The sequence below is a fragment of the Geomonas diazotrophica genome, from assembly GCF_018919385.1.
Classification (GTDB): domain Bacteria; phylum Desulfobacterota; class Desulfuromonadia; order Geobacterales; family Geobacteraceae; genus Geomonas; species Geomonas diazotrophica.
Genome location: NZ_JAHLMF010000022.1, coordinates 37,512 through 48,367, shown reverse-complemented (window position 1 = coordinate 48,367; position 10,856 = coordinate 37,512). Strand labels below are relative to the sequence as shown.

Below are 10,856 nucleotides of genomic sequence, written 5' to 3'. Positions count from 1 at the left end.
TTCGACAATTTTCCCACCGAAGTACTTGACGTCCTTTGCAGCCAGGTCAAGGGCGTAGGCTATGCCTTTCCCCCACATGGTTCTTGCGTTGATGGAAAGATAGACGTTCGGAGAGGACGTGAATTTTTCTGACTTGGCAATGTAGAGATGATACTCAGGGAATTGGAGATGAAAGGCGTAGTTATCGCCTTTGCCATTGGGGAAAAGGACGTAGTTTCTCCCCAGTGTGGTTTCTTCGACAACCTCACCGAGCTTTTTTGCGTGGTCTTTGAGTTGTTGGAGGGTGCGGAGAACCACCGGCCAGTCTGCTCCCCATTCGACGAAAAGGCCGATGTCCATGGAGTCGAAACCGCACAGGAGATACTGGAAATCCTGTGCAGGTGGCATTAGCGCATGGCGTGTTACAGGTTCCGCCATGCTGGCCTCGCTGCTCGTGGCCCTGCCCCCACGGCAGGCCGCGTCAGCGTTGGCTTTGGGGAAATTGTTAGTACTTTGTGTGTCCATGAAACCTCCTAAGCAAATGATGTTCTTAGGAGGTGGTTTTATGCTGATGATCACAAAAGTACCCGGACAGTACTTCTACATTTTTTTGTCCGGTAGCAGCGTTTGCAGCCAGAAGCTGCGATCCCTGTTAATGGCCTTGGCGAATGCTTCAGGACTCTCGGCAAGGTCGGTGTCTATAGGAGAGTTGTCAGCATCTTGCGCGACGGCATCAAAGAGGGCGCGGATTTCTGGTTCAGAAAGCGGTTTTTTCATGAGGTTGGAAAGTGCTGAAATTAATCCCGCCGTGGCATATTTCATTTTTTTGCGGGTGATCCGGGCCTTTGGGCGTTTCAGGGTAGCTTCTATCAGAGTTTGATATGCTGATGTTTTGTTGTTTAAACGAAAAGACTGAATTTGTCTCCCGATTGAATGGTCATGCAGCAATAACGGATCAAGGCGGAGAAGCTTTTCCAGCGCATCGAGATGGCCAAGCCTCGCCTTGCGATATAGACGGGTTGGGTGCTCCCGATAAAGGAGCCAACAGGGGGCGAGCACAAGAATGAAAAAGCTGCTTTCCAATTCCATGTCTCTGAGCAGTTGCTGGGCTGAATCCTTTACCGACGGATCAAGAGGGGGATCGGAAAAGTCTTCCTCTATGTCCTGGAAAGATGCGGAAAGGGTGGATTGCAACAGAGGAAGTATATGTTTAATGCCTTCAGAGTTGGGAGTGAGTTCAGCTGGTTTAAGCTTGCCTCTACTTATCAATCGAGTCGCTTCTAAAAACATTTCACCAAGTTCGATCCCTTCAGCACCAAACTGTGAAAAGCCGGAACAAAATGCTCGTATGAACTGAATGGGTTTGCTGTGAGAACGGTACATGGCAAACCAGCCTGGCAGTGCTGGCATGGGGTATTGATGGTTGACGATTCGCCGCTCTCTAATGTGGCGGAAAGCTAAGTGTATGTCCCTTGCTGAAGACGCAAATTGGGGAGCAAGAAGGGCTATGAGAAATGGTTTGCCCTCTGCCCATTTTGGGACGGCTAACATGACGGCTCCAGATTATTCTTTTCTTAGGTTGTGAGAGATGATATAGGAATCTTCGGGTGTATACAAGTCCCCGTCTTCCTAAACCTGGGAAATGAGCGGTGACACAAAGCAGATTGCTTTTTGGGCTCAGGGTAAATGTTCCCTTTGGGGGGGGGCATTCATGAGCGGGCGTGAACAGCTCAATAAGGAGTAGGCAGGGACTAAAGGGGGGAGGATGAGTTCAGGGAAATATTACATTCAAGGCAATTATATCTACGGACCTAAAATGTCGGGTCAATTTTACATCCAAAATAATTACATATATGGCCCCAAAAATAGCGGGAAATATTATATCCAGGGTGGATACATCTATGGCCCCAAGAAAAGTGGCAAATTTTACATTCAAGGAGGCTATATATATGGACCGAATGAAGAACTACCGTGGCTTGAAGACTAAGGAATGAATGGTTCGCCCAGTCCCCACAACCCCTTTGCGGGTCGGAACTACCATACTGTGAACGCCAACGAGGCTGGTGGAGCGGTGAATCTTGCTCACGCCCAACCCGTTAGCCGATAGCCTATTAATACAAGGTGGAGGACAATATGATTGATTTTCCTGCAGCATATACTGCATTGAAGTTCACCAAGGAGGCTTTGAAGTTCACTTTGGACCAAAAGATTGATCAGACGGTCAATGAAAAGATTTTAGAAGCTATGGACAAGATCGGAAAGGTTCAAGATGATCTTTTTCAGGTTCGTGAGGATCTGCTTAGACTTCAAGAGGAAAACCATCATTTAATAGAAAAAATTAGAGACAAAGAGACGTGGGAGGGCAAGTCGAGCCTCTACGAGCTGGTGAAGACTGAAGGAAATGCTATTGTCTACCGCTTTAAGAATGAACCTGTACATTTTGCTTGCCCTGTTTGTATGGTTGAAAAGCAGATTCAGATTCTGCAGGAGTTGTATGCCGGTACGGTTAAATGCCCAAAATGCAGAACAAAATTCGATACTACTAATGTTCAAGAGGACGATGCCCCGGCTTCGTCTGGCGGGAATTTGTACGGTGGTTACTAATTCGGGTACCACTTGGCACTCGACGATCTCATGGACTGTTATCGGCTCATAGCTTTAGGGAAAGAGGCCTGTTTTTCGGATTGACGTAGCGCTAAATCAGGCCGGTTAGCAGTGAATTCAGCTCACCACCCGGGCCGTTGCTCGTTGAATTAGACGCGGTTAAAAACATCGGAGAAGTTTATGTGTAATAAAAAGAACGGTGATTTCCCAGGGGGATCAAAATCAAAGGTAAACAACGCTGGAGCGAAGGTTCGGGCAGGAACAGCAACGTCGGAGGATCTTAGTACGATAGATTATTGGCGAGCAGCCCATCGTGCAGTGCTAAATACTTTTCAAGGAATATTAAGGAACCGGATTAGACGCACAAAGCTTGGCATAAAGATATCTGTAGCTCAGAGACACAAGCGAAAACGTACTATTTTCGATAAGTTGAATCGTTTTCCAAAGATGGAACTTTCTCGAATGGACGACATTGCAGGATGTCGACTCATTTTCCCAACCATCGATGAGCTAAATGCGTTTCGGTCTGAGTTCCATAAAGCAAAGTTCAACCACAAGCGCAGAAATGAGGTTGACAAGTATGATTACATTAAAAATCCAAAATCAACAGGATATCGTGGAATCCATGATGTATATGAATATGATGTGAACTCCACAACGGGGCGAAACCTAAGAGGCTTGTTCGTCGAGATCCAGTATCGTACTTTGGTTCAACACGCATGGGCAACAGCTGTAGAGGTGATAGGGTTTATTACTGAAAGTCAACCAAAATTCCAGAAGGGGGACCAGAGGTATCAAAAAGCTATGGCACTTGCCAGTGAAATTTTGGCAAGGAGTTATGAACAGTCACTTGGTCCATTTCCAGAACTCACAGATCAACAAGTAGTTGATGACTTCTTAGCCCTTGATAAGGAGTTAAAATTACTTAAAACCTTACGTGGACTTAACGCGACAGATAAAGCTTTCTCTAAAAAGCGAAATTCAATTCTTATAATTTCTCCATCAGGTGAATTGCTTATAAAGACGTTTCGAGACTCTCCTGATGCGTTGCGAGCTCTATTTGAACTAGAACAGCAGCATCCGGACCACGATATAGTTCTGGTCCAGGCAGACACAAGTGATGAGGTACGGCTCGCTTTCAAAAACTATTTTTCTGACGCTCGGGATTTTATCAAATTTGTCCAAGATGGCTGCAATAAACTCTCTCGTACCAAGCCGCACTTAATCCGTAGGCGGCATCGTTGATAGGGGCAGAGGGGGCATGTTCGAGTTTTGGAAATTTGTGTAGCAAAAGATACCAACAAGGCAGTTTGACCGGGGTGGGGCATTCGCCAGGTCAACTTCCAGTCGTCACAGTAAAATATCCTCTTGTCAGTGCCCGGACTTGTCTAGCACTGGGGAACGATGAACAAAGCAAACTGTCTCTAAGGTGTCGCGATTTGTAACGAATTGCTCTGAATTTACCCTTACTCAATTGGACTGAAACACACTGAAGGGTAGGGGCGCCGCCTGTAATTGTGTAGTAAATGTAGGTGTTTGTGCCGTTTACTTGGATCGCTATTGAGGCCTTCGAATCCCGTTTCCCGCTCCAAGAAATACCCAGCTACCTCAGGTAGTTATCAGCATAGAGCCCTTGACTTTGACCAAAACTTTGACCAAAAGTGGTGGTCAGATTAAGGGCTCTCGGTTTTTCGAGCGCCTGCATACCCATTTTTCTGTGGTATCGCTCCGGAAAAGTTATCTTCAGTTCCTCAAGCGCCAGGAAGTCCTCCCCCAGGTATTCAAGGATTGCCTCCCGCTCATCCACAAGTCCCTGCCTATATCTACCGTAGACCCGGTCGATCATGCCTTTGTTGCTGTGACCCATAAGGTCCACCAGTCGCGTTTTGGTAACGCCGATGAGGAGTGACCACTGCACGAGCGTATGTCGTGATGCGTATGGGATCCTCCAGTCGAAGCCTGCATTTTTCATAGCTCGGTTCCAAACGGTCTTGACAAAACAAGCATAGTTAAATGGGTTGCCATCCTTCATTGTCAGTACGAACTGGTTGGCTGGCAGCGTGATGCCGTTTGCGAATTCGACGGATTCGGTGCTGCGCGATGCTTCCATCGCGCCGTCGATAAGCCACCGGAGATTGCGCGTCATCGGGATCTCGCGTTTTCTGTACCAGTTTTTGGGCTTGAACTTTAGATAGACCTTTCCGTTCTTGTCCCGGACTACCGCACAGCGTATCTGCACTGAGTTTTCGCCCACATGTTGCTTCTGCAAACCTTCAAGTTCGGACCCGATCAAACCCATCAAAAGCAGGTTCATCACCAGGTGGTAGTGGGGATCTACGAAAAGGAGGAGTCGTTTCCACTCCGCGCAGAGGAAGACCTCTCGCCTTGATGTTTCCTCTTCTTCGTCGCCCAGCAGCACCGCAAGCCGTTCCTTCTCCTGTAGAGACCGATCCATCAGTTCTTTATACTTCTCAGTCATGCCGGAGAACGGGTCCCGGAGGTTCCAGTTGTGGTCGTTGCACGCGGCCGTCCAGACTTTGGACATGGGCGCTATGATGCTCTTGATCCTCTTCACTGAGAGGGGTTTCCCATTCCGAGCACCCTTTGCCCTCCCTGGTACGTTCGTGCGGACACTACGCTTCAGGTTGTCAATGAACGTCTCTATCACCGTCGCCGTGATGCTGGCAAAAGGCATGGCTCCGAAATACGGGAGGACCCTGGAGTTCAGCGCCTCGCGATAGTCCCTCTGCTTCGACACTGATGCAAATGTCGGGATCTTTCGAGCCATCCACTGCAGAGCATACTCTCCGAATAACACATGCTCCGGCTCAGGGTGTACTTCGCGTCCTTCCAGTTCTGAAAAATATGCTTTTGTCTTCTCGTCTAGCCAGTAGAACGTCTTAGCAAAGTTCAGAGTTCTCTTGCGGATCTTTTCCCCGACGGTATTCATGAACTCTGTAAGTTCATCCCTATTTCTGTCGGTATCCTCGCGGTCAGTAGGGAAGCGTAGCCGCTGCCCAAAATAATAGAAATTCAGGTACAGGTACTTCGAGCCTTTCACCCGGTAGATGCTGCCAAATGAAGGTCTCACCATTGTTTCCTGTACTATGTCCTTCTTTCTCTTCATGTCATGTTCCTCTCATGGTCGCCCCTCCTGTTCGGTCGATTTTCGTTTGCGCCGATTAGGATAATCCTCTTGGGAGCGATTTCAAGCTTTAAGTTTGAGATGGCATTTGGATTTGCTCTTTAATTGTGGTCTTTTGGGGGACGGTTGTGGCTGGAGATGCGCCATCAAATCCCTTACTTTAGCGTCGGACCATGCGAATCGAATTATCCGGCCAGTGTGAAGGTAGTGCGTTCCTGGTAGTAGCACCCCTCTACGGATCCAGTTGCGGACAGTGTTTGGACAGACTTTCAACCGTCTTGCGAATTCCGCAATTCCTATCATCTCAGTTGTCTCAATATTCACAATGCACCCACCTTCACAAGATATGTGAGGTGGATGCCCCTCGAGTAAGACAAAACTCTCACCAATTCGAAAGCATTCGCCAATTATCCCGAACAAAAGACTGAATGCTGTTGAAATAGCGGCCTTTTTTACTTTGGCGTCGTACGCTTCCGGCGTCCAATTCCGGCGTCTAGTTTCTGCGTCCAGTTTCTGCGTCCAGTTTCTGAGTCCAGTTCAGGCGTCCAATTCCGGCGTCCAATTCCGGCGTCCAATTCCGGCGTCCAATTCCGGCGTCCAATTCCGGCGTCCAATTCCGGCGTCCAATTCCGGCGTCCAATTCCGGCGTCCAATTCCGGCGTCCAATTCCGGCGTCCAGTTCCGGCGTCCAGTTCCGGCGTCCAGTTCCGGCGTCCAGTTCCAGCGTCCAGTTCCAGCGTCCAGTTCCAGCGTCCAGTTCCAGCGTCCAGTTCCAGCGTCCAGTTCCAGCGTCCAGTTCCGGCGTCTAGATCCGGCGTCCAATTCCTGCGTCCAATTCCTGCGTCCAATTCCTGCGTCCAGAACCCGAGCCCACAGTCCGACCTGCAGCCCAAGCCTGCAACCGGATAGCCGGAGAAGCACCCCAGCCAGAGCGACCAGCAGGAGCACGCCAGACGGAGCACCCAAGCCGGAGCACCCAAGCCGGAGCACCCAAGCCGGAGCACCCAAGCCGGAGCACCTGCCGAAGCCAAGGGGAGCCAAGGGGAGCCAAGGGGAGCCAAGGGGAGAACGCGAAGGAGAAATCGTTTTCATCACCACCATAGAAATTAAACCGAGTGCAACATCGCGCTTGAAAGGAATGCCCGGTTGAGAACAACTGGTGTGAGCGGTGTGAATTGAAGTGCTATGGCAGAAGTTATCGAGTTGAGCTGTCAAGCAATGGCAAATTCTGCCGGCTCAGGTGGAGTAGGATTTTGAACCTAACTAGTTGAAAGTGCGCAAGGGTATCTGGTTGGACTGCCGAGACATAAACAGTACAAGAAAGAATGGATAGCAATCCCTAAGAGGGCAAAACTCAGATCCCCCATTACGCCCTGGCAAGCAGTTGCTTCTGCTGCCGACGCCGGTCTTGGCCAAGAACCACTGGTGCGAGCGGTGTGAATTGAATTGCTATGGAAGGAATTGTCGAGTTGAGCTGTCAAGCAATGGCAAATTCTGCCGGCTCAGGTGGAGTAGGGTTTTTTACCTAACTAGCTGAAAATGCGAAAGGATGTCTGGTTGGACTGCCGAGACATAAACAGTACAAGAAAGAAGAATAGCAATCCCAAGGAGGGCAAAACTCAGATCTCTATTACGTCCTGGCAAGCAGTTGCTTCTGTTGCAGAGACCGGTCCAGAAGAATTCGGAAGTCACAGCTTCTGGTCATCATTTAGGTAGTTCTTCTGGCTTGAAAAATAGGCCGCATGACAGCAGAGGCTTTAGATTACAGGGGATTGTGCAGAGTTAGGTGGGTTTGCTACTGAAACGTGAATAGTATTTCTCTCTTTTCAGACATCACTCTGATCTGTTTATTTGGGGGATTGCTGAAAAAATATTATTCAACAAAATCAGCATCTTGTGCTGATACTTGCTTTGGTGCGCCAAAAACTGGTTTTTTTATCTGCCCAAGCAGTCATTGCCCAAATAACTTTCGCACACATGCGTCGGCGCCTAGTGAGAATCCGCGTAACGGAATCCGCGGTGCCAGCTACTGAGGGAAAACCTTCCCCTGTAGCAAAATGTTGCAGAGAAACTCCGTACAACGCGACGGAGGTCCTGCATTGGCACCGCTAGCTGCGGGAGCCGTTAGAAGGCAGACACCTGGCCTACCTCGGATGCAGAGGAAGTGGTAGTTGTTCAACTCTTAGAAGTAATTAGGTCTTCCAAAAACGCCAAACAAAGGAGTGAGGTATGGAACAGGACAATTCAGTACAAAAGACCCTATGTATGCGCGGGAATCCTCATGGCCAAGTGGAGGGGCTCTTCCATTTCGTGTCCGGAATACGCGTGAGCCGCCATAAACTGAAAAGCGCGAGGATGCCCGACGTCTTAGTTCACTCTGACAACACGCGTTCTGTTTATCTTAGGGTATGGCATGCGGTCGCGGGATACGCGTTGGCAACGTACGGCATTTCGCAGATTTTAGAGATTCGACCATGCCACATGGTTGAGTGGTTGGAGCTTCAAGTCTCGCGGGGGCTAGCACCTGCAACAGTTCGCACATATTCAGCAGCTTTATCCAAATTCCTGTCCGCGTTGCACTACTACAAGGCCGAGCAGGGTGGGAGAAAACGGAGGCACAGATGAACTCGTTTCGAGATTTTTGTTCAGAGAAAATACTTGATGCATGCCGTGCGAGGCACAGCTACATCAGATGGGGAGGCTATGGGCGGGCTTTCGAGGACCCAGAAGCTCTGATTGCAGCAATTCTAGATCCTATGCACCAGTTGGCAGCGAAAATCCAGCTAGAATCCGGCTGTCGTGGGGAGGGTGTAGGGTTTGCTCGGTCTAAGTTCTCGAAGTCAAAGTTGGATGTCCACAACATGTTCGGTATCATCCAAGATCCATATTTTCTGGATCGGGAGGTCGGAGAAATCCGGACGAAAGAAAAGGGCGGGTACGAATCATCACACTATGTCTCTGTTGATACCTACATGGAACTTGAGGCCTTTATTGCAGCCCATGGCAGCCTTTGCGGAGACTACCGGAGCTATTTACAGAGTATCAACAAAGCAGCGAAAGAGACAGGCCAATATCATCCAAAGCGTGGCCCTCACGGCATTAAGCACTGCTTTGCTCAGCGATTCTTCAAAGAGGCGATTTTGTCAGGTAAATCAACAACTTCTGCGGAAATTGAAACCTCAAGGCGGTGCAGCCATAGAAGAGGTGACGTGTTTCGCATTTCATACTCAGGGCGGAGGTGATCCTATGAAACTTGATATTCCTGGAGCTATCAAAGAGATTGACCGCTTGACTGCAACCTCGGCTTCACAGAGGGCCACACTGCTGAAGTATACTGCTAAGTTGACAGATGAACTGGTGATCAAGGCGTTCAGAAAGGCAGACAACTTCTATTACGACACCCGGAATAGCCACAAGAAACTCAACAGGGTAATGCTTCAGTACTGTGGATTTGTGCGGGCGATAAAGGAGTACCGGCATCTAGACACTGTTGCAATCCATCGAAAATGTGACGATGTAGCATCGATTGAAGAAGTACACGAAGCGCGTAGCAAGGCAGCGATGTTGCAACGGGCCAAGCCACGAAAGAGTGCTGGACTGGATTTGTACTTGCCTGAACTTGTCAAGTTTAAGGAGTCCGGCTACTCCCTGCGTGACATGGTAGATTACCTCAAAAATCGCAACATAACCGTCTCCCACGAGACAATCCGGAGGAAACTAAATGAGATACGAAATAAAGAGCAAGATCAATCTGTTGAACCTTAATGATGCTCTCGTAGTTTCAAAAAGGGTCCAGTATTCGCACGATGACGGACGACCGTATTATCGAAACCATAAAGAAGGTTCGGTCATGTTGTTTGGCGAGGAACTCATCACCAGCAAGGTGTCACAAGATGGCAGTAAACGGGACCTTTACTGCGACTTGAATGACTGCAATAAGTTGTTGATTCTGCTTGATTGCTACATATGCAATGACCTTAAATCGCCAGTGACCTTTGAAATTCAGGGATATTTGACAGTCCGCGGGGAGACTAAGCAGAAGAACGGCCGAAATCTCCTCTTAGCAATGGGGAGCAGCGAACTGTATTTAACGCTATTTGAAGCTAAGTGTGCAGAGAGGTGCATCAAAAATGTACTTATGTCGCTGGCGAGAGAGTAGAGAGGGGGGCCATGATCTTAGTCTTCAATCGTCGCCAATGGGATCCATGGGCGACGGCAGCCACCACACGTTTCGGGACGGCAAGCAAAGAATGGCCGTTGCATTTCATTACTTACGATGCAGCGGTCGTTTTTCAAAGGGCAAGGCTATTCTTTTGCCTGTTCCTTCATGAACTTGATTACTTGCGTTACGATCTTTCTATCTCGTGGTTTAAGGGTGGAAAAGTCTTTAAACAATTCTGAGAGTTGATCGTCGATGAACATTTGTGGGCCCGTCCCCAGTAACAAAAAATCCGTTGAAATCCCCAAGACGCTAGCAAGCTTGATGACCATACTAAGCGGCGCAGACCTCGAGCCCTTTTCATAATAATTTATATTTGGGGGGCTGCTGCCCACTAAATCTGCTAATTGCCGCTGGGTTAGACCCAAAGCCTCACGACTTCTGCGGATCCTTTCCCCAATCTGTTCTTCTAGTTCAGCCATCTGATTCCCTCCCATCCTCCTTTAAATACACTGGAGATGATCTTTTCGTCAACATTAATTGTCTTAGCGACAGTTTTAAGTTGACTTTTAGGTAACTCGCTGGTAATTAATAATTGTCTTTTGGGATTGACGGTAGAGACGGGAGGCGTATGGGGAAGAGTGAGTTGTCGTATACAACTATTGTCAGAGGTGCAGAATTTATGTCAGGGATTGCTGTCAACCTGCTGGTGTCACTGCATATGACAAGATTAGCCGTGACAGTAGGAATTGCTATGGTGACCATTCATGCCTTGGCATCCTTCCTCTATCTCGTGGGTACGAAGAAATGACATTCTGAGGTTGGCTGTAGAGAGGGGCGACCACGTGCAGCAACAGGTGTTAGACCTGTGCTGTGAGCAACATTGCGTGCATGGGAACGGTAGCCGTCTGATGCTGAGCGGTCTGTGGTCGGGATTAGTATACATAATTAGTGTTATGTATGGTGATG

At 48.6% G+C, this 10,856-nt stretch carries 9 protein-coding genes and 1 pseudogene; 6 read left to right on the top strand and 4 right to left on the bottom strand.

What is annotated here, in order from left to right; translation table 11 throughout:
- Positions 1 to 504, bottom strand: a pseudogene (locus KOM00_RS19195) (hypothetical protein); the annotation flags it as partial.
- Positions 505 to 579: 75 nt separating this feature from the next.
- Entirely contained in the window at positions 580 to 1,530 is a 951-nt protein-coding gene (locus tag KOM00_RS19190; protein WP_216500631.1) for a hypothetical protein, read from the bottom strand.
- 582 nt (positions 1,531 to 2,112) lie between these two features.
- Here KOM00_RS19190 and KOM00_RS19185 point away from each other — a divergent pair.
- Together KOM00_RS19185 and KOM00_RS19180 are read left to right on the top strand one after the other, a co-directional pair.
- The gene (locus KOM00_RS19185) at positions 2,113 to 2,583 is read left to right on the top strand and encodes a hypothetical protein (protein WP_216500630.1); all 471 of its coding nucleotides are present in this window, start codon (positions 2,113 to 2,115) and stop codon (positions 2,581 to 2,583) included.
- A gap of 180 nt (positions 2,584 to 2,763) precedes the next feature.
- The gene (locus KOM00_RS19180) at positions 2,764 to 3,828 is read left to right on the top strand and encodes a RelA/SpoT domain-containing protein (RefSeq protein ID WP_216500629.1); all 1,065 of its coding nucleotides are present in this window, start codon (positions 2,764 to 2,766) and stop codon (positions 3,826 to 3,828) included.
- A 358-nt stretch (positions 3,829 to 4,186) separates the two neighbouring features.
- On the opposite strand, the gene KOM00_RS19175 is transcribed toward KOM00_RS19180, so the two are convergent.
- Positions 4,187 to 5,710, bottom strand: coding sequence for an Arm DNA-binding domain-containing protein (locus tag KOM00_RS19175; protein ID WP_216500628.1), 1,524 nt, complete (start codon positions 5,708 to 5,710; stop codon positions 4,187 to 4,189).
- 2,639 nt (positions 5,711 to 8,349) lie between these two features.
- On the opposite strand from KOM00_RS19175, the gene KOM00_RS19170 reads away from it, so the two are divergent.
- The 3 genes from KOM00_RS19170 to KOM00_RS19160 are packed head-to-tail and all read left to right on the top strand — an operon-like array spanning position 8,350 to position 9,887.
- Positions 8,350 to 8,970 carry a hypothetical protein gene (locus tag KOM00_RS19170; protein ID WP_216500627.1) on the top strand — a complete coding sequence of 207 codons (621 nt, stop codon included), beginning with the start codon at positions 8,350 to 8,352 and terminating at the stop codon, positions 8,968 to 8,970.
- 4 nt (positions 8,971 to 8,974) lie between these two features.
- Positions 8,975 to 9,493 carry a hypothetical protein gene (locus KOM00_RS19165; protein WP_216500626.1) on the top strand — a complete coding sequence of 173 codons (519 nt, stop codon included), beginning with the start codon at positions 8,975 to 8,977 and terminating at the stop codon, positions 9,491 to 9,493.
- Positions 9,450 to 9,887: a hypothetical protein gene (locus KOM00_RS19160; protein ID WP_216500625.1), complete on the top strand. Its 438-nt coding sequence runs from the start codon at positions 9,450 to 9,452 to the stop codon at positions 9,885 to 9,887. Before KOM00_RS19165 ends, KOM00_RS19160 begins: the two co-directional genes overlap by 44 nt.
- A gap of 146 nt (positions 9,888 to 10,033) precedes the next feature.
- Here the strand turns inward: KOM00_RS19160 and KOM00_RS19155 are convergent, their stop codons facing one another.
- Positions 10,034 to 10,369 carry a helix-turn-helix domain-containing protein gene (locus tag KOM00_RS19155; protein WP_216500624.1) on the bottom strand — a complete coding sequence of 112 codons (336 nt, stop codon included), beginning with the start codon at positions 10,367 to 10,369 and terminating at the stop codon, positions 10,034 to 10,036.
- Positions 10,370 to 10,518: 149 nt separating this feature from the next.
- Here KOM00_RS19155 and KOM00_RS19150 point away from each other — a divergent pair, with 149 nt between their 5' ends.
- Entirely contained in the window at positions 10,519 to 10,698 is a 180-nt protein-coding gene (locus KOM00_RS19150) for a hypothetical protein (protein ID WP_216500623.1), read from the top strand.
- Positions 10,699 to 10,856 lie beyond the last annotated feature (158 nt).

Excerpts from the sequence above, each read along its gene's own strand:
- KOM00_RS19165 (WP_216500626.1), top strand. The coding sequence starts at position 8,975 with ATGAAACTTGATATTCCTGGAGCTATCAAAGAGATTGACCGCTTGACT.
- KOM00_RS19190 (WP_216500631.1), bottom strand. The coding sequence starts at position 1,530 with ATGTTAGCCGTCCCAAAATGGGCAGAGGGCAAACCATTTCTCATAGCC.
- KOM00_RS19170 (WP_216500627.1), top strand. The coding sequence starts at position 8,350 with ATGAACTCGTTTCGAGATTTTTGTTCAGAGAAAATACTTGATGCATGC.
- KOM00_RS19160 (WP_216500625.1), top strand. The coding sequence starts at position 9,450 with ATGAGATACGAAATAAAGAGCAAGATCAATCTGTTGAACCTTAATGAT.
- KOM00_RS19185 (WP_216500630.1), top strand. The coding sequence starts at position 2,113 with ATGATTGATTTTCCTGCAGCATATACTGCATTGAAGTTCACCAAGGAG.
- KOM00_RS19150 (WP_216500623.1), top strand. The coding sequence starts at position 10,519 with ATGGGGAAGAGTGAGTTGTCGTATACAACTATTGTCAGAGGTGCAGAA.
- KOM00_RS19155 (WP_216500624.1), bottom strand. The coding sequence starts at position 10,369 with ATGGCTGAACTAGAAGAACAGATTGGGGAAAGGATCCGCAGAAGTCGT.
- KOM00_RS19175 (WP_216500628.1), bottom strand. The coding sequence starts at position 5,710 with ATGAAGAGAAAGAAGGACATAGTACAGGAAACAATGGTGAGACCTTCA.
- KOM00_RS19180 (WP_216500629.1), top strand. The coding sequence starts at position 2,764 with ATGTGTAATAAAAAGAACGGTGATTTCCCAGGGGGATCAAAATCAAAG.